At 73.1% G+C, this 21976-nt stretch carries 12 protein-coding genes; 7 read left to right on the forward strand and 5 right to left on the reverse strand.

The genetic code is table 11. The features are described from left to right. Window positions 1–5: 5 nt before the first annotated feature. The 3 genes from GVV04_RS24970 to GVV04_RS24980 are packed head-to-tail and all read right to left on the reverse strand — an operon-like array spanning window position 6 to window position 10425. The gene (locus GVV04_RS24970) at window positions 6–4397 is read right to left on the reverse strand and encodes a MupA/Atu3671 family FMN-dependent luciferase-like monooxygenase (protein ID WP_161691020.1); all 4392 of its coding nucleotides are present in this window, start codon (window positions 4395–4397) and stop codon (window positions 6–8) included. Further along, window positions 4394–9520, reverse strand: a complete 5127-nt coding sequence (locus tag GVV04_RS24975) for a non-ribosomal peptide synthetase (RefSeq protein ID WP_161691022.1) — start codon at window positions 9518–9520, stop codon at window positions 4394–4396. Before GVV04_RS24975 ends, GVV04_RS24970 begins: the two co-directional genes overlap by 4 nt. Before the next feature lie 14 nt (window positions 9521–9534). Continuing rightward, entirely contained in the window at window positions 9535–10425 is an 891-nt protein-coding gene (locus tag GVV04_RS24980) for a DUF5829 family protein (RefSeq protein WP_328822561.1), read from the reverse strand. Between the two features lie 212 nt (window positions 10426–10637). Here GVV04_RS24980 and GVV04_RS24985 point away from each other — a divergent pair, with 212 nt between their 5' ends. The 6 genes from GVV04_RS24985 to GVV04_RS25010 all read left to right on the forward strand — a co-directional run bounded on the left by GVV04_RS24985 (window position 10638) and on the right by GVV04_RS25010 (window position 15911). Continuing rightward, window positions 10638–11765 (forward strand): beta-ketoacyl-ACP synthase III, encoded by a 1128-nt coding sequence (locus tag GVV04_RS24985; protein ID WP_161691026.1) that lies wholly within the window; start codon window positions 10638–10640, stop codon window positions 11763–11765. 26 nt (window positions 11766–11791) lie between these two features. Next, window positions 11792–12034, forward strand: coding sequence for an acyl carrier protein (locus tag GVV04_RS24990; protein ID WP_161691028.1), 243 nt, complete (start codon window positions 11792–11794; stop codon window positions 12032–12034). Next, window positions 12031–13245 (forward strand): beta-ketoacyl-[acyl-carrier-protein] synthase family protein, encoded by a 1215-nt coding sequence (locus tag GVV04_RS24995; RefSeq protein ID WP_161691030.1) that lies wholly within the window; start codon window positions 12031–12033, stop codon window positions 13243–13245. Before GVV04_RS24990 ends, GVV04_RS24995 begins: the two co-directional genes overlap by 4 nt. Window positions 13246–13297: 52 nt before the next feature. Next, complete coding sequence (locus GVV04_RS34545; protein ID WP_161691031.1) at window positions 13298–14845, forward strand: GMC family oxidoreductase; 1548 nt, start codon at window positions 13298–13300, stop codon at window positions 14843–14845. 103 nt (window positions 14846–14948) lie between these two features. Next, on the forward strand, window positions 14949–15485 hold the full coding sequence (locus GVV04_RS25005; protein ID WP_161691033.1) for a flavin reductase family protein: 537 nt from the start codon (window positions 14949–14951) through the stop codon (window positions 15483–15485). A 216-nt stretch (window positions 15486–15701) separates the two neighbouring features. Beyond that, the gene (locus GVV04_RS25010; RefSeq protein ID WP_161691035.1) at window positions 15702–15911 is read left to right on the forward strand and encodes an MbtH family protein; all 210 of its coding nucleotides are present in this window, start codon (window positions 15702–15704) and stop codon (window positions 15909–15911) included. Between the two features lie 736 nt (window positions 15912–16647). Here the strand turns inward: GVV04_RS25010 and GVV04_RS25015 are convergent. Then, the gene (locus tag GVV04_RS25015) at window positions 16648–18705 is read right to left on the reverse strand and encodes a glycosyl hydrolase family 28-related protein (RefSeq protein ID WP_161691037.1); all 2058 of its coding nucleotides are present in this window, start codon (window positions 18703–18705) and stop codon (window positions 16648–16650) included. Window positions 18706–18792: 87 nt separating this feature from the next. Then, entirely contained in the window at window positions 18793–20910 is a 2118-nt protein-coding gene (locus GVV04_RS25020) for a discoidin domain-containing protein (RefSeq protein WP_161691039.1), read from the reverse strand. Window positions 20911–21139: 229 nt separating this feature from the next. On the opposite strand from GVV04_RS25020, the gene GVV04_RS25025 reads away from it, so the two are divergent. Continuing rightward, entirely contained in the window at window positions 21140–21931 is a 792-nt protein-coding gene (locus tag GVV04_RS25025; protein WP_161691041.1) for a hypothetical protein, read from the forward strand. Window positions 21932–21976 lie beyond the last annotated feature (45 nt).

Below are 21976 nucleotides of genomic sequence, written 5' to 3' on the forward strand. Positions count from 1 at the left end.
GTCGGTCAGCTCCTTCGCGCCCGGCGCGAGACGGCGGCGGACAGGGCGGCGGCGCGTCGCCCGGCTGCCTGCTGGGCCCCGGCCAGCGTGTCGGGGCGGTCGCCGGTGGTGGCGCAGGCGGCCGCGAGCGCGCGCACCGACGGGTAGCGGAACAGGTCCACCAGGGACAACCCGGTCACGTCGCAGGCCAACAGCCGGGCCCTGGCCTGGACGGCCAGCAGCGAGTTGCCGCCGAGGTGGAAGAAGTTGTCGTCGAGGCCGACCCGGTCGCGGCCGAGCAGTTGAGCCCACACCTCGGCGATGGTCCGCTCGACGTCTGTCCGCGGAGCCAGGTAGCGGTCGGGCCCGGCGGTGTGCGGGTCGGGCAGCCGGTTGCGGTCGATCTTGCCGTTCGGGGTCAGCGGCAGCTCGTCGAGGACGGTGACGGTGGCCGGCACCATGTAGTCCGGCAGTGCGCGCGCCAGCGCGGCCCGGAGGGCCGCCGGGTCGGCCGCCGGGTCGCCGGCGTGGGCCGGCTGGCAGTAGGCGGCCAGGCTGCGGTGGGCGCCGTCACCGCGTAGGACGACCACGGCGGCACGGACGTCCGGCTGGGCGGCCAGCACACTCTCGATCTCGCCGAGTTCGATGCGATGGCCGTGGATCTTTACCTGGTGGTCCAGCCGACCGAGGAACTCCAGCGTGCCGTCGGGGCGCCAACGGGCCAGGTCGCCGGTGCGGTACAGGCGGGAACCGTCGGCGGCGAACGGGTCGGGAACGAAGCGTTCCGCGGTCAGCGCGGGGCGGCCGTGGTAGCCACGGGTGACGCCCGGACCACCGAGCAGCAGTTCACCGGGCACGTTGACCGGAGTGGGCCGCAGGCCCGGGTCGACGACGTAGGCGCGTACGTCGGCCAGGGGGCGGCCGAGCGGCACGGTCGAGGCGACGGGCCGGTCACCGGTGACCCGCTGGGTGCTCGCCCACACGGTCGCCTCGGTCGGGCCGTACATGTTGTGCACGCCGCCGTTGACCAGGCCGGCGAGGTCGGCGCCGAGCGCGGCGGGCAGCGCCTCCCCGCCGACGAGCAGGCGGCGCAGGTCACGCAGCGTCGCGCGGGTGTCGGGATCCTCGGCCAGCACACCGGCCAGCGACGGGGTGCACTGCAGGTGGGTGACGCGGTGGCGGCGCAGTTGCGCGGCGACGGGCTCGTCGGCCAGCGCCACCCGACGGCGGTCCTCGCTGATGTCCCGGGCGGCCCGCAGGTGCGGCAGGGCGGCCAGGACGTGGTCGTGGTCGACCCCGAAGTCGATCAGGCAGGCGACCTCGTCCACCTCGATCGCCTTGAGCCGGTCCACCAGGTCCGCGGCGGCTTCGGGGGTGCCCAGCAGGGCGGCGGTGTCGAAGAACCGGTCGAAGGCCTGCTCGACCAGGGCGTCGAGTTCCTCCTCGGGCAGGGCGCGGAAGTCGCTGCTGCTGCCGGACACCGCGCCGAGACCGGAGAGCAGGTCGAAGGAGCTCTTCAGGTACCCGCACAGCGGCGCCCGGACCAGCTCGCGCACCTGCTCGGTGTCGGTGCCGAGGAAGGTGTGCAGCATCAGGGTGACGTGGCCGGAGCCGGCGTGGCCGGCCTCGCGCCAGGCCCTGCGGTAGATGGTGATCTTCTCGTCGAGTTGTTCGACCGAGTGGCCGAGCAGGTGGGTGAGCAGTCCGGCGCCGATCTCGCCGGCCATCCGGAAGGTGTCGGGGCTGCGCGCGCTGGTGACCCAGACGGGCAGTTCGGGCTGCACCGGTGGCGGGTACACGCGCACGCTGACGTGGTCGCCACCGGGACGTGGACGGCTGACCGTCCCGCCCCGCCAGAGCCGGCGCACCTCGTCGATGCCCGCCAGCATCAGGTTTTTCCGGTCGGCGTACCGCTCCGGAGCGAGGACGAAGTCGTTCGGTTGCCATCCGGAGGCGACCGATATGCCGACCCGCCCGCCGGAGAGGTTGTCCACCACGGCCCACTCCTCGGCGACCCGGAGCGGGTCGTGCAGCGGTACGACGACACTGCCGGCCCGGATCCGCACCCGTTCGGTGATGGTGGCGATGGCGGCGGCGGCGACCGACGGGTTCGGGTAGAGCCCGCCGAAGTCGTGGAAGTGCCGTTCCGGGGTCCACACGGCGTGGAACCCGTTCCGGTCGGCGAAGCGGGCGCCCTCGACGAGTAGCCGGTACCGGTTGTCGGCGGCGCCGCCCCGGTCACCGCCGAAGTAGAAGAGGCTGAAGTCCATCGGCCGGGCCTGCACCTCGGCGGACACCGGGGCGCCGGTGGCGGTCGCGGCGCCGGAGGTGGGTTCGTCGCCCCGGACGACGACCTCGAAGCCCCGGGTGAGGGTCCACAGCAGCTCCAGCACGGAGATGTCGAAGGAGGCGCTGGTCACCGCCAGCCAGGTCGGCCCGACCGGGTCCCGGCCGCCGTCGGCGTCCGGCCCGAACTCGCGGTCCATCCCCGCGAAGAAGGTACTCACGTTGCGGTGGGTGACCAGCACACCCTTGGGGCGTCCGGTGGAGCCGGAGGTGTACATGACATAGGCCAGGTCGTCGGCGCTCCCCGGCCCGGCCGGTGCCGGGTCGGCTGGTGGGGTGCCGGGGGCGACGGTGGTGACCGGCAGGCCGCCCAGCCGGCCGGCGAGGCGGTCGGTGGTGACCACCACCCGGGTACCGGAGTCGGCGACCATGAAGGTGAGCCGGTCGGCCGGCAGGGCGGCATCCAGCGGCAGGTACGCTCCGCCGGCCTTGAGGATGGCCAGCAGGGTCACCACCAGGTCGGTGCCGCGGTGCAGCAGGACACCGACCGGCACGTCCGCGCCGACGCCGTGGCCGCGCAACGTGGCGGCGAAGCGTTCGGCGCGCTCGTCGAGTTCGCGGTAGGTCAGCCCGGGCTGGTCGCCGGGGCCGGCGTCCCGCACGGCGACCCGGTCGGGGGTGCGCCGGGTCTGCGCGGCGATGAGGTCGTGGACGAGCACGTCGGTGCGGCGTTCGACGCCGGTGGCGTTCCACTCGGTGAGCAGCCGGTGGCGCTCGTCCGGGGTCAGGACGTCGAGCTGACCGACCGGGGTGCCCGGACGGGCCAGGGCCGCGGCGAGGACCTGACGGAAGCGGGCGGCCATCCGTTCGGCGCTGTCGGGATCGAACAGGTCGGTGCTGTACTCCAGGCGACCGGTCAGGTCCGGCCCGCGCCGGGTGAGGGACAGGGTGAGGTCGAACTTCGCGGTGGCGGTGTCGCCGGGGACCGGGGTGACCGTGCAGCCGGGCAGGGCCAGCCCCGCCGCGTCGGCGTCGTGGTAGCTGAACAGCACCTGGAACAGCGGGTTGTGGGCCAGGTCCCGGCTCGGGTGCAACTCCTCGACGAGCTTCTCGAACGGCAGGTCCTGGTGAGCCAGGGCGTCGCGGGTCTCGTCGCGGGTCCGCTCGACGAGCTGCCGGAAGGTCGGGGCACCGGTCAGGTCGATGCGCTGGACCAGGGTGTTGGCGAAGAAGCCGACCAGTGGCTGGATCTCGGCGCGTTGCCGGCCGGCCACCGGCGAGCCGACGACGACCTGCGCCGTACCGGTATGGGCCTGCACGACGACGGCGAACGCGGCCAGCAGCACCGCGAACGGGGTCGCGGCGGCCTCCCGGGCCAGCGCGGTCACCGTCCCGGTGACATCGGGGTCGAGACGCAGGTCCAGGTGCGCGCCGCGGTAGGTCTGCGTGGGCGGGCGGGGCCGGTCGGTGGGCAGGCTGGCCAGCAGCGGTACGTCGACGAGCCGGTCCCGCCAGTGGTCGACGAGCCGGTCGAGGGTGGCGCCGGTCAGGTGACTGCTCTGCCATTCGGCGAAGTCGGCGTACTGGACGGGCAGGTCGGGTAGCCGCCGTCCGGTGTAGGCGGCGGTCAGTTCCCGTTCGAGGATGGAAAGCGACCAACCGTCGCAGACGATGTGGTGGACGGTGAGGCACAGCCAGTGGTCCTCCGGGCCCAGCCGCAACAGGGCGGCCCGCAGCACCGGCCCGTTGACCAGGTCGAACCGGGTCCGCGCCTCGGCCCCGGCCAGCGCCGCGGCCTCGGCGGCGTCGGCCACGTCGAGCACGGCCAGGGGTGTCTCCGCCGGCGGCAGCACGACCTGACGCGGCTGGCCGTCCACCGCCCGGAACACGGTACGCAGCACCTCGTGCCGCCGTACCACCGTGGTCAGGGCCTGTCGTAGGGCGTCGACGTCGAGTGGGCCACGGATGCGGTAGCCCAGCGGGATGTTGTAGACGGGGTTGTCGGGGGTGAGCTGGTCGAGGAACCACAGCCGTCGCTGCGGGTAGGACAGCGGGTGGCTGCGCTGGGCCAGCCGTCGGGTCAGGTGCTGGGCCAGCAGGGCCCGCCGCGCGTCGGTGCCGGTGTCACTCATCCGTCCGCCTCGTTGTCCGCGAAGTCGTGCAGCAACTGGTCGACCTGCTCGGGGGTGAGTTCGTCGACGTTCAGCAACAGGTCCTCCATCTGGTGCCAGTTGCCGGCTGCGATGCGGCCCGGCCCGGCCGCGTCGCCGTCCGGCGTACGGGTGTCGAGGGCGGCGACCAGATCGGCGACGGTGGGGGTCCGCAGGAAACGGGCCAGTGCCACGTCGGCGCCGAACGTCTCGTTCACCCGGGCCACCAGCCGCATGGCGAGCAGGGAGTGCCCACCGAGGGCGAAGAAGTCGTCGTCGAGGCCGACCTGGTCGAGCCCGATCAGGTCGGCGCAGATCGCGGCGACGGTCCGCTCGGTGCCGGTCCGTGGTGGACGGAAGGCCACCCGCAGGCTGATGCGTTCGACCTCGGTGGCCGGCAGGGCCGCCCGGTCGAGCTTGCCGTGCTCCGTGAGGGGGAGAGCGGCCAGGGACACGTACGCCGCGGGCACCAGGTAGGGCGGCAGCCGCTCGGCGAGCCAGGCCCGCAGGTCCGTGGCGCTCGGCTCGGCCCGACCCGCCGCGGGAACGACGTAGGCGACCAGGCGTCGACCGGCCCGACTGTCGACGACGACCGCCGTGCCGGCCACCGCCGGGTGGTCGAGCAGGGTGTTCTCCACCTCGCCCGGCTCGATGCGGAAACCGGAGATCTTGACCTGGCCGTCGACCCGACCGAGGAACTCCAGCACCCCTCCGGTGCGCCAGCGCACCACGTCACCGGTGTCGTAGAGGCGGGAGCCGCCGGCGCCGAACGGATCGGGGACGAACCGCTGCGCGGTCAGCGCGGGCCGGCCGGCATAGCCCCGGGCCAGGCCGGGACCACCGAGGTAGAGCTGACCGGGTACGCCCTCGGGCACCGGGCGCAGCTCGTCGTCGAGCACGTACGCGGTGGTGTTGGCGATGGGTCGGCCGATGGGTACGGAGGTGGCCTCGTCGGGCAGGTCGGTGATGTGGTGCACCACGGCGAAGGTGGTGGTCTCGGTGGGGCCGTAGCCGTTGAGCAGCCGGGCCGGGGCGTGCGGGCCGCGCAGCAGTTGACGGATGCGGACCGGGTTCAGCGCGTCCCCGCCGACGAGCAGGTTGGTCATGGTGGCGAAGCTGTCCGGCCGGTGCGCCATGACCTCGTTGAACAGGGCCGAGGTGAGGAACATGCTGGTGATGGCGCCCCGACGCAGCTCGTCGCCCAGGTGACCCGGGCTCAGGATGGTGTCGCGGGGGATGACGCAGACGGTGCCGCCGTGCAGCAGGGCACCCCACACCTCGAAGGTGATCGCGTCGAAGGACGCGTCGGCGACCTGGGCGATGCGCTCGTGTGGGCCGAACCGGACGAAGTCTGTGCCGCAGACCAGGCGCAGGATCGCGCGGTGCGCGACGGCCACTCCCTTGGGTCGGCCGGTGGAGCCGGAGGTGTAGAGGAGATAGGCGGCGTTGTCCGGGCCGGCGGGGGAGTCCGGGACGGCGTCGAGCTGGTCATCCGGCCCGGCCAGCGGGTCGTCGCCGGTGACCACGTCCACGTCGTCGGTGGGCAGCACGCCGGCCAGGTCGGCCCGGGTGACCACCACGCGGGCCCCGGAGTCCGCCAGCAGCCAGCGCAGCCGTTGCGCTGGGTAGCCGGGGTCGAGCGGGACGTAGGCGCCGCCGGCCTTGAGGACGGCCAGGAATGCGGTGATCAGGTCGCTGCCGCGTTCGAACAGGACACCGACCGGGGTGTCGGCGCGGACGCCCCGGCGGCGCAGCAGCCGGGCCAGCCGGTCGGCGCGGGCGTCGAGGTCGGCGTAGCTGAGGGTCTGCCCGGCGGACTCGACGGCGGGGGCGCGCGGTCGCCGGGCCACCTGTTCGGCGAACAGGTCGGGCACGGTGCGGTCCGCCGGGAAGGCGGCGGCGGTGCGGTTGTACGTGTGGACGATCCGGTCCTGCTCCTCCGCCCCGAGCAGCGGCAACCGGCCGACCGGCTGGTCGGGGTCGGTCATGGCCGCGTCGAGCAGCCGGATGTAGTGCCCGGTCATCCGTCGCATCGTCGACGCGTCGAACAGGGCGGTGGCGTACTCCCAGATCAGGGTGATCGGCGCGGTGTCGTCGCGGTGGCCGCGCCCGGCGTGCTGTTCCGCGCGGGGCAGGACCACGATGTTCAGGTCGGTCTTGGCGGTGCCGTTGTGTCGTTCCAGGACGGTGCCGGTCAGCCCGGCGAAGCTCAGCCGCGGCATGGGGGAGTCGTGGAAGCTGAACATGACCTGGAACAGCGGGTTGCGGGACGGGTCGCGCACCGGGTCGAGGGCCTCCACCAGCCGGTCCAGCGGCACGTCGGCCCACTCGTAGGCACGCGCGGCGCGGGTGTGCACCCGGCGGACCAGATCGGTGAAGCCGGGACGGCCGGACAGGTCGACGCGCAGCGGCAGGGTGTTGACGACCATCCCGATCATGCGTTCGGTCTCGGCGAGCCGCCGGTTCGCCACGCCACTGCCGATGATCATGTCGTCCTGGCGGGCGTAGCGGCTCAGCAGGGCGGCGAAGCCGGCGAGCATGGTGGCGTAGAGGGTGACCCCGTGCCGGCGGCTGTACGCGCGCAGCCGCTCACCCAACTCGCCGGCCAGGTCGATCCGCAGCGACGCGCCGGTGAAGCTCTGGGTCAGCGGGCGAGCCCGGTCCAGCGGCAGCGCCAGCTCGTGCGGTGCGTCGGCCAGTTCCCGGGTCCAGTGCGACAGGTGCCGGTCGAGCGGCTCACCCCGCATCCACCCGCGCTGCCAGAGCGTGAAGTCCCGGTAGCGGCAGGCCACCGGCGGCAGGTCCGGCTCCCGCCCGGCGGCGTAACTGCCGTAGAGGGCGGTGAGCTCGTCGATGAGGACGGCGAAGGACCAGCCGTCGTGGACCAGGTGGTGTTCGACGTGGACCAGGGTGTGGTCGTCGTCGGCGTGCCGGATCAGCGCCCACCGGGCCAGCGGTGGGCTGGCCAGGTCGAATGGTTCGCGCAGATACTCGGCCACGGTCTGCTCGGCCCGCCGGCCGCGCTCCGGCTCGTCGTACGCGGACAGGTCGACCAGCGGGAGATCGATGGCGCAGTGGGCCGAGACGCGTTGCTCGGGACCGTCCGGACCGGCGACGAAACCGTTACGGAAGATGTCGTGGCGGCGGATGATCTCGTTGAGCGCGGCCCGCAGTGCCGCCCGGTCGAGCAGCCCGCGCAGCCGGATGGTGGCCTGGGCGTGGTACGCCCGGTTACCGGGGTCGAGCTGGTCGAGGAACCAGATCCGCTCCTGGGGCAGGGACAGCGGCACGACCGCGTCGGGGTCGGCCGGGCGCAGCGGCGGTGGGCTGGGTGCGCGCTCGGTGTCGTCGGCATCGTCGAGCGCGGCGGCCATGGCGGCGACGGTGGGGGACCGGTAGATGACCCCGACCGGCAGTTCACCACCGAGCTCGGCGCGGACCCGCGCGGCGAGCCGGCCGGCCATCAGCGAGTTGGCGCCGAGCGCGAAGATGTCGTCGTGCACGCCGAGGCGCTGGTCGGCCGGCACGGGGTCCGTGGCGCCGGGGTGGCCGAGCAGGTCGGCGACGAACCCGGCGAGGAGCTGCTCGGTGCCGGTGCGCGGGACGGTGACGGTGTCGGTGAGGCCGGCGCTGGCCCGGTCGGGTTCGGGCAGGGCGGACCGGTCGATCTTGCCGCTGACGGTCAGCGGCAGCGCGTCGAGGGTGACCACCACGTCCGGCACCAGGTAGGCGGGCAGCCGTTCGGCGAGGTGGGCGCGCAGCCCGGTCGGGTCGTGGTCGCTGACGGCGTACCCGACCAGGCGGGTGCCGTCGCCGGAGCCCCGGGCGACCACGATCGCGTCGGTGACGGAGGGATGCCCGGCCAGCACGGCCGTCACCTCGTCCGGTTCGACCCGGTGCCCCCGTAGCTTGATCTGGTGGTCGATGCGGCCGATGTACTCGAGGGTGCCGTCGGGGTGGCGGCGCACCTGGTCGCCGCTGTGGTACCGACGTACGCCGGGCGGACCGCCCGGGTCGGGGACGAACCGCTCGGCGGTCAGCGCGGGCCGGGCATGGTAGCCCCGGGCGACGCCGGCTCCGCCGATGACCAGCTCACCGACCTCGCCGTCGGGCACCGGACGGCCGTCGGGGTCGACCACGGCGACGTGGACGCCGCTGACCGGTACGCCGATGGACGGACGCCGGCCGTCGGCGTACACCTGTGCCAGAGTGGCCCAGACGGTGGCCTCGGTGGGGCCGTAGGCGTTGTACATGCGCCGGCCGGGAGCCCAGCGTCGCACCAGCGGCTCGGCGAGCGCCTCACCGGCGCAGATCAGCACGGCCAGGTCGGGCAGGGCCTCGTCGGGCAGGACGGCCAGCACCGACGGGGGCAGCGTGAGGTGACTGATCCGCCGCGTCCGCAGGGTGCCGACCAGGTCCGGTCCGGGGGCGATGGCGGCCCGGTCCGCCAGGACCAGGGTGGCGCCCGTGGCCAGTGCCATGGTGGTCTCGAACACCGAGGCGTCGAAGCTGGACGGGGCGAACTGGAGGACCCGGTCGCCGGGGCCCACCCCGAACGCGTCGGCCTGGGCCCGGACCAGGTTGGCCAGGCCGCCGTGGCTGAGCAGGACGCCCTTGGGACGCCCCGTGGACCCCGAGGTGTAGATCGAGTAGGCGAGGTGCCGACCGGTCGACGGCCGCGGCGGCGGATCGGGTGCCGGCCCGGAGCCCGCCACCGCCTCGGCCGGGTCGACGCGGCGTACCCGCCCGGCGGGCAGCCGATCCATCGTGGACGCCTCGGCGACGACCAGCTCCACGCCGGAGTCGGTGAGCATGTAGGACAGCCGCTCGGCGGGGTAGGACGGGTCGAGCGGCACCCAGGCGCCGCCGGCCAGCAGGATGCCGAGCGCCGCGACGACGGATTCGATCGACCGGTCCAGGGCGATTCCGACCGGCACGTCGGGCCCGACGCCGTGGCGGCGCAGGTGGCGGGCCATGCCGTGGGCGTGCGCGACCAGTTCGGCGTAGCTCAGCGACCGGTCGGCGGACTCCACCGCGACCGCGTCGGGGGTACGGGCGGCGTGTGCGAGGACCGCCTCGTGGAACAGCACGGAATCGCCGGGCATCGACGTACCTATCCTCAGGCCGGTGGGGTGAACGTCCAGTGGGCGGTGCCGTCCTGCCGTAGGACCAACCGCGAGGTGCCGCCGAAGACGAACGACTGGTGCCGCTGCGGTGCCTCGTGCAGGTCCGTGGTGATGTCGAGAACCCCCTCGGGCGCGGTGGCCGAGCAGACGAGGGTGATGTCGACGCCCGGGCCGGTGATCCGGTACGTCGGGCCGGTGTCGGAGGCGGCATCACCGGCGGGCCCGGCTGGGGCGGCCGTGATCCGGTAGCCCATCGCGGTGAGCGCGTCGGCCATCCGGGCGGCCCGCTGCGGGCGGGCCCGCAGGGTGACCGCGGTGATGTCGCGCAGCCACCGCCGGTCGTGGGTCCCGGCGCCGAAGGCCGCGTCGAGGTAGCCGCTGCGCAGCAACTCCCCGTCGGGTCCCCGGCGGGCGGACACCGAGTCGAAGTACTCCCCGGTGACCTCGTTGAGGAACATCAGCAGCGGGCTGTCCTCGCCGAGGTCGACCCGCAGCATGTGGTACCAGGGTTGGGGCTCGCCGGTGTCGGCGCTGGTGCGGTGCACCAGTTCGTAGCGGCCGCCGGGGCCGGCGTCCAGGACCTCCCGGGCCCGCTGCACAGAGCCGGGGTGCTCGAAGGAGAAAACCAGACCACCGGTGAGGCGGTGCGATCCGGGAAGCGAGCCGTCGAACAACTCCAGCAGGGTGTTCTCGCCGGCCACCCCGAGTGCCGAGTACTGCCCGGCGACCGAGCTGGTGACGTTTTTAGGTTTCACTCGGGCGAATTGTTCACCCAGCATGTCGCAGGCGAGAATCTCTTGGAAGGTGGCTTCGTCGAGCAATACCACGACGTGGTCCAGTAGTGGGGCTGGAATGGCGTGCGCATGGCCCTGCGCGAATGGCACGTCGATTTCCTCTCGTCGTTCTGAGGCCGCTCCACCACGGGATTCAGGCGTGATCAGCCTAATTTCGCCGCCGGGCCTCCGAGTACTGGGGGAAACCCCACCGGGCAGAACCTAGGGGGCGCGGTGCGGGTGTCGCGGTGTTAACTGGCTACTGGCTAGAACTCAAAGAGATGTAAGGGATTCAATATGAATCTACCTATTCGGCGGGTACCGTGACGACCCGGTCGGCAGTGCTCACCGGGGTGGGTGGCTGGGTGCCGCCGCGCGTGGTCACCAACGCGGACCTCTCCGCCGGACTGGACACCTCGGACGAGTGGATCCGGTCCCGTACCGGCATCGCGCAACGCCACCTCGTCGATCCCGGCATGTCCACGGCGGACCTGGCAGTCGAGGCCGCCCGGCGGGCCCTGGCCTCCGCCGGGACGCCCGGCGTCGACGCGGTCGTGGTCGCCACCATGACGCCGGACCGGTCCTGCCCGGCCACCGCACCCGAGGTCGCCTCCCGGCTGGGGCTGACCGGGGTGGCCGCCTATGACCTGGGCGCGGTCTGCAGCGGGTTCGTCTACTCCCTGGCCACCGCGGCCGGCCTGATCGCCACCGAGCTCGCCGACCAGGTCCTGGTCATCGGCGCCGACGCGCTCTCCAGCGTGACCAACCCGGCCGACCGCTCCACCGCCGTGGTCCTGGCCGACGGGGCGGGGGCGGTCGTGCTGCGCGCGGGCGGCCGCGACGAGCCCGGCGCACTCGGCCCCTTCGACCTCGGCAGCGACGGAGGCGGAAGCGACCTGATCCAGGTGGCCGCCGGCGGAGCCCGGCAGCGACTGTCCGGTCGGCCCACCGACCCGGCCGACTTCTACTTCACCATGGACGGACGCGAGGTGTTCCGCAACGCGGTCACCCGGATGGCCGCCTCGTCGCGCGCCGTCGTGCGGCGCGTCGGCTGGCAGCTCGACGAGGTCGACCGGGTGGTCAGCCACCAGGCCAACATCCGCATCCTCAGCGCCCTCGCCGACGAACTCGATCTGGACCGGAAGCGAATCGTGTCCAACATCGACCGGGTCGGCAACACCGGTGCCGCCTCCATCCCGCTGGCCATCGCCGACGCCGACGCCACCGGCGTGGTCGCCGCTGGCGATCGAGTCCTGCTCACCGCCTTCGGCGGGGGCCTGACCTGGGGATCGACGGTGCTCGTCTGGCCCCAGTTGCGGCCCGCTGAGCGGCCGGAAGACCCACCGAAACCCGCCGTCGCGACGGACCCGGCCGGCGCCGGGACGGCCCCGGCGCCGGCGCCGCACCAACCGACGTCCGAGCCGTCGGTCACCGGCCCGGCCACGCGGTGACCCACGGACCACGAGGAGCGTGTGACATGACCGACGTCTACCGGCAGATGGTGGAGATCCTCACCACCCGATTCGAGACGGAGCCCGACGAGATAGGTCCGGACGTGACCTTCGAGGAACTGGACCTGGACTCGCTGTTCATGGTGGAACTGGCCCTGGTCCTGCAGAAGGAGTTCCACATCAGGATCGCCGACGAGGACGCCACGCCGCGTACCACCATCGGCGCGCTCGCCGGCGTCATCGAAGCCTCGTTGGCCCGCGCGGCGTGACCGGGACGGAGACCGCCGTCACCGGCCTGGGACTGGTCACCCCGGGCGGGATCGGCGTGGCGCGGACCTGGCAGACGGTCTGCGCCGGGGTCTCCACGGCGACCCACGACCCCCACCTGGCCGGCATACCCGTCGACCTCTCCTGCCGGGTGCCCGACTTCGACCCGCGCGCCGCACTCGGCCGCCGCCACTGGCAGTACGACCCGATCGTGCAGTTCGCGTTGGTGGCGGCCCGGGAGGCGGTGGCCGACGCCGGCCTGGACCCCGTGACCTGGGACGGCGCCCGGGTCGGCGTGGTGATCGGCTGCGGCATGTGGGGGGTGTCCACCACGACCGCCCAGCATGGCGTCCTCGCGGCCGAGGGGCCGCACGGGGTCTCCGCGCTGACGCTGCCGATGATGCTGTCCAACATGGCCGCCGGCCACGTCGGCATGGACCTGCGCGCGGGCGGTCCCAACCTGGTCACCGCCACGGCCTGCGCCTCCGGCAGCACCGCCATTGGCCTGGCCCATGACCTGCTGCGCAGCCGGACCTGCGACGTGGTGGTGGCCGGAGGCACCGAGGCCGGCATCACCCCGCTCGTCGTGGCCGGGTTCGCGCAGATGGGGGCACTGTCGCGGCGCGCCGACCCGACCGCGTCCCGGCCGTTCGACGTCGGCCGGGACGGCTTCGTTCTCGGTGAGGGGTGCGGCCTGCTGGTCCTGGAACGCGCCGAGGACGCCGCCGCCCGGGGCGCCCGGGTGCGGGCCCGGCTGCTCGGCTTCGGCGCCAGCGCCGACGCGCACCACCCCACCACCCCCGATCCAGCGGGCCGCGGTGTCGAGCGGGCCGTGCGGGCCGCGCTGACCGGAGCCGGTCTGGTGCCGGACGACGTGGACCACGTCAACGCGCACGCCACCGGCACGCCCGCCGGTGACCTGGCCGAGGCGCGGGTACTCCACCGCCTGCTCGGCCCGTCGCCGGTGGTGACCGCGAGCAAGGGGTCCCTCGGCCACGCCCTGGGTGCCGCCGGTGGTATCGAGGCGGCCCTGACCGTGCTGGCGGTGCAGCACGGTCTCGTCCCGCCGACCGCGAACCTCGACGAGCAGGACAGCGCCGTCGACCTGGACGTGGTCACCAAGGCAGCCCGAGAGCAGCGCATCGAGGTCGCCCTCAGCAACTCGTTCGGCTTCGGCGGCCAGAACGCCGTCCTGGTGCTGGCCGCCGCCTGACACCACACGTCGCCCGGCGGGCACCTCGCCGGGCGGAAAGGGGTAAACACACGTGACAGCGACACCTGCCGGCGCCGACGTCGTCGTCGTCGGTGCCGGATCCGCTGGCTGCGCTCTGGCCCGCCGGCTGGTCGAGCGCGGACTGCGCGTGGTCGTACTTGAGGCCGGCGGCGAGGACACCAACCCCGACATCGGTACGCCGGGACGGCTGGCCCACCTCTGGTTCGCCGAGGAGGACTGGGCGTATCACACCGTGGCGCAGCCGCACGCCGGGCACCGGCGACTGCACTGGCCGCGCGGACGGGTTCTCGGCGGCTCCAGCGCGCTCAACGGCATGATCTGGGCACGGGGTGCCGCCGCCGACTACGACCACTGGGCGTACCTCGGCAACGACGGCTGGTCGTGGACGGACGTCCTACCGGTGCATCGGCGCATGGAGGACCTCGACGCCGTCTCCCCGCTGCGCGGCACCGGCGGGCCGATCCACGTCATGTCCCAGTACCGCCCGGATGCGATCTTCGAGTCCTGCATCAAGGCGGCGCAGGAGATCGGGGTCGGGATCAACCCCGACTACAACTCCGGCGAGCTGGACGGGGTGTCGCAGACCCAGCTGACCATCCGGGACGGCCAACGGCAGAGCGCCGCCGTCGGTTACCTGCGTCCCATCCTCGGCCATCCGGGGCTCACCGTGGTCACCCGTGCGCACGCCCGCCGGTTGCTGTTCACCCGAGACCGCTGCACCGGGGTCGAGTGGAAGCGCGACGGGCTCACCCACACCACCCACGCCGACGTGGAGGTGATCGTCTCCGCCGGCACCATCGAATCGCCCCGACTGCTGATGCTCTCCGGCATCGGCGACGCCGCCGAACTGCGCCGGCACGACATCGACGTCCGGGTGCACCTGCCCGGGGTGGGCCGCAACCTGCACGACCACCTGCTCAGCCCGGTCATCTTCAGTACCGCCCGACAGGTCGGACGTTCTCCCGACCTGTCGCCGATGCAGAGTCACCTGTTCTGGCGTACCCGGTCCGGCCTGCCGGTACCCGACGTGCAGGCGCTGCACTTCCCGGTCCCGATGTACCAGCCGGGGATGTCCGGCCCATCCGACGGGTTCACCCTCCAGGCTGGCCTGGTGCGCCCGGTGAGCAGGGGACGGATCAGCCTCGTCGGCGACGACCCGCACGCCGGGCTCGACATCGACCCCGCGGCGCTGGCCTGCGCGCAGGACGTCGACGCGCTCGTCGAGGCGGTGATCCTGTGCCGGGAGATGGGTGCCGGTTCAGCCCTGGCCGGCGAGTGGGGTGCGCGGGAGGTCTATCCGGGCTCGACGGTGCGTACCCCCGACGACCTGCGCGCCTACGTCCGCGCCACCGCCGGAACCTTCCACCACCAGGTCGGCACCTGCAAGATGGGTGCCGACGACCAGGCGGTGGTCGACGCCCGGCTGCGGGTGCGCGGTGTGCGGGGACTACGCGTCGCCGACGCGTCGATCATGCCGGCGGTGACCACCGCCAACACCCATGCCCCGGCGGTCCTCATCGGCGAGCTGGCGGCCGACTTCGTCACCGCCGGCCAGCACACCGGGCAGGAGCAGTCGTGACCCCGGGGGCGACGACCGACCAGGTGTGCCGGCTGTTCGTCGACGGCGACTGGATCGAGACGGCACCGGGCGGGTACGGCACCCAGCACCGGGGAGGAACGCCATGACCGGTCCCGTCGACGACTCTCCGCCGGTTCGCGCCGATCCGGAGACCCTGCGGACGGTGCTGCGCCACCAGGCCAGCACCGTCACCGTGGTCACCGCTCCCGGCGCCTCGGCGGTCGGCTTCACCGCCACCTCGTTCACCTCGGTGTCACTGCGGCCGCCGATCGTCCTGTTCTGCCTGGATCTCAGTTCGTCGAGTTGGCCCACCGTCTCCCGGGCCCGGCACGTTGGCGTGCACCTGCTCACCCACCAGCAACAGGAACTTGCCCAGCGGTTCGCCACCAGCGGGATCGACCGGTTCGCGGCGCCGACGCGCTGGCGGCACGGGCCCGAGGGGGTGCCGATCCTCGACGACACCCTGGCCTGGCTGCTGTGCCGGGTGATCGACCGGGTGGTCGCGGGTGACCATGCTGTCGTGCTCGCCGAGCCGGAGCTGCTGCGGCACAGTGCGGCCGACTCGCCGCTGCTCTACCACCGGGGCCGGTACGCGGACCTGGCCAAGCGACCCGAGCCGGTCGCCGGGCGAGTGGCCTGAGCCGCCGACGGTCACCTGAATTCGCCGACAGTGCGGTCGACAACCGGAGCCGAGTCGATTCTAATTCACCGTAATGGATGGAATTTGTGATTCCGGCTCCGTGTGGGGCGATCAATCGGATATTGTGATATCCCTGAGGGGGTAACACATCTGCCGGTTGTTCGTTATAATTCTCGCGTCTTATTCTGTGGGCACCGCCGCGTCTGGAGAGCAGCGATGGAAGAATCTAAGGAACTGCGCCGGTACCACGTCGTGGTCAACGACGAGGAACAGTATTCGATCTGGTCGGAGGGATCGGAGATTCCGGCTGGGTGGCGGGCGGTGGGCGTCACCGGCGACCGGGCGGCCTGCCTGGCGCACATCGAGGAGGTCTGGACCGACCTACGTCCGCGCAGCCTGCGGGAGCAATTGAAAACGCAGGGCTGATCCCGACCCCACCGCACCATTGCCACCTGCCGGGAACCGGTGTGCCCCGCCTTCGGGCCCGCCTCACCCAGGGCCTCGGCAAAGTCGTGAGGTCTCCGGCTTGGCAGGTCCCAGGGGATACGTGCGCTACCGACATCGTCGTCCTCTGCGGGGTCAGTCTTCGCCGGGTCGGGCCCGTCGGCGAGCTGGTCGAGGTTGGTGCGCGCGGCCGGGGTGCGCGGCCGGGGTGCGCGCCGTCGGGTCGGTCGACCCTCCGTCGGCCCCTTTGGAGCTGCCCCGTTTACGCGCCCGCTCCACCGGTAGCACAAACGGGGCAGCTCCAAAGGGGCCGACAGGCAGGTCCCCGACCGGATGCGGGGGGCAATCGTCCGGCTGCCACCCGGGTGCCCGATGCGCGGGGCGGTATGGGGCGGCGTGGCGGCGACCTTCCGAGGCATTCGCGGGAACGGAGACAGAGACAGTGCAGGACCGGCGAGACCGTGACCAAGGCCCTGGCCAGCATCTCGGATCATCCTCAAGCAGCGGAACAGGAATCCCGGAGGCTGGATGAGAATCGGCACCCCGCGACTTTGCCGGGGCCCTGCCGCCTCACCAGGATGGGTGATCGGCCTCCTGAGCGCGGTCCTTCGTCGCGTCCCCGCGCGTCCGACAACGACCTTCGCGCGTGGGCGTCGGCAACCGGGGTGCCGCGTGGCGTCCGGCCGGCGGGCGGTGACCACCGCCCGCCGGCCGCACCTCACCAGGACGCCGGTGGCGGCGGCGGTACGACCGGCGGGCGGTCGTCGCAGGTGATGGTGTTCGGCAGTTGCCACGGGGCGAGCCAGCCGCCGTCGTTGCCGCCGAGGTCACTGAGGGCGAACTCGGAGCCGGCCGGGGTGAAGTTGAACGACCCGCAGTTGTTCACCCCGACCGCGCCGACGTTGCGGGCGTCCACGTTGCGGAACGAGGCGGAGCCGGCCGAGCGGGCGCTGACCACCGACGTGCCCGCCCCGTCGACCCGGATGTCGCGGAACTGGACGTTCCTGATCGAGTAGAGGTCCTTCACCGGCCAGTCGCTGACCAGCATGACGGCGTTGTACGTGCTGTCGAGGTAGTGGTCGCCGACCACCTCGACGGTCGCGTCGATGTCCCGGTCGAGGGCGTAGAACCAGATGGCCCCGAGCCCGATCTTCCAGTTCAGCTCGTACGTGCCGGCGCGGGCGGTGGTGTTGCCGGTGATCAGCAGCCGCCCGGTGAACGCCTCCGCGCCGAAGCGGGACCCGACCTGGATCGCACTGCCCTCCCGCACGGGGTCGGCGACCAGGTTGTTCGACACGGTGTTGTCGGTGCCGCCGTACAGGGCGATGCCGTTGGCGAGCACCGGCGACTGCACGGTGTTGTGGTCGAACCTGTTGCGGGCGTTGCCGACCTTCTCCGACCACATCGCGAGCCCGTCGTCGCCGGAGTTGCGGACGAAGGTGTGCGCGACCAGCGAGTCGGTGACGCCGGTGTGGAAGTTCAGCCCGTCGGCGGTCTGGTCGACGATGACCGTGTTCGTGACCCGCACGTCGCTCATCGGCCCGTCGAACCAGATGCCCACCTTCGTGTGCCGCAGGTGCAGCCCGTCGATGGTGGAGTCGCTCATCGCGCCGCCGATCGCGTTGACCTGGTCGGTGTCGATCCGCTCGCGTACGTCGCCCTCGATGGCGAAGCCGGAGAGGTGCACGTTGCGGCTGCCGCCGTCGGCGGCGTCGCGGCCGTAGAAGCCGACGCCGGTGTGCACCGAGCCGTCCGGGGCGGGCGTCGGCAACGCGACCTCGTGCCCCTTGACGATCGTGTACCAGCTGCCGGCGCCCTCGATCGTCACGTCGTCGACGATGATGTGCCGGTTCACCTGGTAGGTGCCCGGCGGCAGGTAGACCGGCAGGTCCGCCCGCCGGGCGAAGGCGATGGCCCGGTCCAGGGCGGCGGCCGAGTCGCGCCGGCCGGTCGGGTCGGCGCCGAAGGCCAGCACGTTCGCGGCGGCGAGCCGGACCCGTGGCGGGCCGACCAGCTCGGAGTCGAGCAGGTCGATCACGGTCCAGGCGGCACTGCTGCCGGCGGGGACGGTGAGCCGGATCAGGTCGCCCGCCCGGTAGGTGCGGCCGAGCAGCAGGCGCTGCTCGTCGTAGAAGTGGCTGGGGCGGAACGGGGTGGGGATGCTCGGGTACGGGGTGGTGGCCGACGGCACGCACCCGCACTCGGTGATCCACCAGTCCGGGTGCAGCAGCCCGGCGGCCGGGTCGTTGGAGAACGGGTACTGGTTGTAGAGCCACGCGTACTGGGAGGTGAGGGTCATCGTCCGGACCCGCCGCTGGTTCACCGCGACGTCCAGCGGAGCGGTGATGCCGCCGCCGCCCGGCGCGTCCGGGATGCTGTAGCGCACGGTGATCGCGTTGGCCGCGCTCGGCAGGGTGAACTCGACGTACCGGCCGGGGGTCAGCCGGACCGCCCGGCGGCCGGAGGCCTCCGCCGGCAGGGTGTAGGCGGTGCGGTCGGGGCCGATGACCTCGCCGTTTGTGGCGGCGTTCTCCGCCTCCTGCTCGGCGAAGCCGACATCGGCCCCGCGCCCGGAGACCAGCCCCGGGTCGAGGCCGGCCCGGGTCACCACTGGCCCGCCGCCGGTGGCCGGGCCGGCGGCGGCCGGGCCGGGCGCCCCGGCCAGGACGCCGAGGGCGGTCGCGAGCGCAACGGCGGAGGCGACGACCGCCGGGGGACGGTGCCGCGGTGGTCGCCGCGACGACCACCGCGACGCCGGGATGATGCTCCGGGACATGGGTGACTCTTTTCCGTGGGGTGGTGGGAGCCGGCCGCGCGGCGGCCGGTGGTGTGCTGCGGGGGCGTGGGGGACGCCGCGCCGCCACTAGCCGGCGTACACCTCCAGCTGGGACAGCTGCGCAGCCGGCCAGCCGGTGTTGCCGGTGAAGCGAATCCGCACGTGCCGGGCCGGCGTGGCCGGCACGGTGAGCGTCACCTGGTTGCCGGTGGCCGGGTCGAAGACCCGCCCGGCCGACGCGACGAGGGTCGTCCACGCGGCGCCGTCCGGGCTCGCCTCGACCGACAGCGTCTGGGTACGCCGCTGCCAGGCGGCGGCCGGCGGAAGCCGCAGCACGATCCGGCCGACGCCGACGGTCGCGCCGAAGTCGACGCCCACCCACTGCGGGAACGCGTCGGCGGCGCTCTCCCAGTAGCTGTCGGGGTTGCCGTCGACGACGTTCGCGCAGCCGTAGGCCTGGGCGTGGCCGCTCTCCGTGGCGGGCCTGCCCCGGGCGAGGTCGGCGCCCGGGGTGGGGGTGTCGGGCGTCGTGTACACCGCGACCTGGGCGAGCTGGGCCGCCGGCCAGGCCGTGTTGCCGGTGACCGTGACCCGGACGTGCCGGGCGGCGGTCGTGGGCACGGCGAGGGTCGCGGTGTTGCCGGTGGCCGGGTCGAACCGGACCCCGGACGGCCCGGCGAGCGTCGTGAAGGTCACGCCGTCGGTGCTGCCCTGCACCCTCAACGTCTGGGTGCGCGCCTCCCAGCCGGCCGGCACGGCGAGCACGATCCGGGCCACCTGGTGGGCCGCGCCGAGGTCGACCTGCCACCACTGGGGGAAGGCACCGTTGGTGGACTCCCAGTAGCTTCCCCGGTCGGCGTCGACGGCGTTGCCGGCGGCGAACCCGCCGTTCTGGCTGCTCGCCGACGTCGGCCGGCCCGCGGCGAGGTCCCCGCCGGGCGGGGGGCCACCGCCGAGCACGGGCGGCGTCGGCCGTACGGCGGTGAGGGCGAGCTGGCCCTTGAACATCCGGCCGCCGTCGGCGGTGATCCGCAGGTAGTAGTCGGCGGAGCAGGCGGTGCCGTCCTCGTCCAGCGCCCGGATGCCCGCCCCCGCCGGGGTGGTCGCCTGCGTCTCGCTGGTCTTGGCGATCTGGTTGCCCTCGTTGAACTCGTCGAACATGGACACGTAGAGGCCCTGGGCGCCGAGCCGGGTCAGGTTGTAGAGGTGCCGCCAGTAGAAGTCGCCGTGGCGGCGGTGCCCGGACGACAGGTCGCCCGGCAGCACGCAGGGCTGGTAGTCGATGCCGTGCGTGATGCAGTCGGCCTGGTCGGGAACGTTGACGTTGGTGTGGAACCAGTCGAGCCCGTCCAGGGTGCCGGTGCGGCCGACCATCCACGGCGAGATCATGTGGAACGCGTGGTAGACCTCGGAGAAGCCCGGCCGGGAGTCGTTGATGCCTTGCCGCCAGTAGGTCGGCACGCCGCCGATGACATAGCAACCCTGGGCCCTGAACCAGTTGACCACGTCGAGGCAGGCGGCGGGCGCGAAGGGGCGGCCGTCGTCGTTGAAGCCGAAGCCCCAGATGCAGACCACGGGCCGGCCGTTCTGCCGGGCGTACGCCGGGGAGGCGGTGTGCGCGGACATCCGGTTGGTCCAGTCGTCCTTGATCTGGGTCTGCATCGACGTCCAGCCGGTGACGTCGTACATGATGTAGAACTTGCGGCCGAAGCGCTCGGCCGCGCCGCGGACCTTGACCGTCATGGCGTCGCGCGTGGGCCCCTCGTCGCCGACCGGGTTGAACCGTTGCAGGGCGGCGGTGTCGCAGCCGTACTCCTGCATCCAGCGGAAGTGGGTGTCGACCGTCTGCTGGTCGTAGGAGGAGAAGAGCTGCGCCGACTGGCCGTTGCCCAGGGCCGGGTACGCGGTGGAGTAGCCGCGGGCGTACTCCCGCATGTCCGGCCAGGAGACGATGGTGGTGTTGGCCGGGGCCGGCGGCTGGAACCGGTCGCGGCTCCAGTGCCACCAGCCGCCGATCGGCGCCCCGTCGCCGGGGCAGCTGAACCAGCCCTGGTAGCCGACCGAGATCTTGCCGACGACGTCGCCGGGCGGGCTGGCCGCGAGGGCCGTGCCGCGAAGGGCCGACACCAGGTCGGTCGGGGAGGCTGCGGCGAGGGCGGATCCCGCTGCGAGGGATCCGATCAGTCTCCGACGGGACACCGCCATGGCCCTGCTCCTTCCGTTCGTTTCGAAGATGCATCGACGGTCATCGTGTCAGCAGTGGACTGCCGCGTGCAAGAGTCGAACGTGTAAGAGAAACGTTTCGACCGAGCAATGAAAGAAACCGGCGGGTCGGGTCCGCCGTGGCGGGGTCGCCCCGCCTCCGCCCGACGGGCCGTACGGCGCGGCGGCGAGTCGTCCGGGCCGGCGGGCGGCCCCGGTCGACAATGCTGCGGTGACGACATGGCACGCGGAGCAGAGCCGGCCGGGCGGCACGCCGCAGGCCCCCGTGGCGGTGCACCGGCCCGGGCCGGCCGCCCCGGTACCGCAGCCGGCGCTCGACTACTACCTCGTCCACCCCGACGGCCCGGGCGGGAGCGTCGCCGCGCCGGAAGGGCTCGTCGTCGAGGAGTTCGTGCTCGGCGAGGACTGGGCGGCGGTGCGCCTCGACTCCGCCGCGTGGACGCCGGCGGACGGCCACTGGTGGGACTGCGCGGCCTTCAGCCGGAGCATCCGGGTCGACGCCCACCTGCGCCGCCGGGTGGTCGGGGTGCCACGGCACGAGGCGGCGACCGCCTACCGCCTGCTCGGCGGCGGCGAACTGCCCGGCGAGGAGGCGTTGCGCGGCCACTTCCACGACGGGCAGCCGCTGTCCAGGGCGGCCCCGCTGCGGCTCAACCCCCACCCGGCCGGAGCCGGGATGCGCGACAGCCGCGTCTACCGGGTCCTGTTCGCCGCCGACCTGCGCCCGGACGGGCTGGCGAACCTGCGCGGCGGCTGGCGGATGGCGAGCACGGGTGACCCCGCCGACCCGGAGGCGAGGGTCATCGGGGTCGCCTCCCGCCGGGTCGGGGCCGACTCCTTCACCTGGCACCTGCGCCGGATCGGCGCCGGCGGTCCCTGGTGCCTCGACCTGAGCGCCGACCTCGCCGGCGGTGCCGACCCGCTCGGGCCGCTGCTGCGCGAGCTGACCGCGGCGCTGCGGATGCAGGGACTCATCCCCGTCACGATCGAACGCTTCTCCTGACCCCGGCCCGGCGGTGCCGGTCGCGCCAATAGGCCGGTTCCAACC

Source organism: Micromonospora rubida (assembly GCF_009908295.1).
Lineage (GTDB): Bacteria > Actinomycetota > Actinomycetes > Mycobacteriales > Micromonosporaceae > Micromonospora > Micromonospora rubida.

Bases quoted from the DNA above. Each gene is read 5' to 3' on its own strand.
- GVV04_RS24970 (WP_161691020.1), bottom strand. From the start codon at position 4,397: ATGAGTGACACCGGCACCGACGCGCGGCGGGCCCTGCTGGCCCAGCAC.
- GVV04_RS24975 (WP_161691022.1), bottom strand. From the start codon at position 9,520: ATGCCCGGCGATTCCGTGCTGTTCCACGAGGCGGTCCTCGCACACGCC.
- GVV04_RS24990 (WP_161691028.1), top strand. From the start codon at position 11,792: ATGACCGACGTCTACCGGCAGATGGTGGAGATCCTCACCACCCGATTC.
- GVV04_RS25005 (WP_161691033.1), top strand. From the start codon at position 14,949: ATGACCGGTCCCGTCGACGACTCTCCGCCGGTTCGCGCCGATCCGGAG.
- GVV04_RS25010 (WP_161691035.1), top strand. From the start codon at position 15,702: ATGGAAGAATCTAAGGAACTGCGCCGGTACCACGTCGTGGTCAACGAC.
- GVV04_RS25015 (WP_161691037.1), bottom strand. From the start codon at position 18,705: ATGTCCCGGAGCATCATCCCGGCGTCGCGGTGGTCGTCGCGGCGACCA.
- GVV04_RS25020 (WP_161691039.1), bottom strand. From the start codon at position 20,910: ATGGCGGTGTCCCGTCGGAGACTGATCGGATCCCTCGCAGCGGGATCC.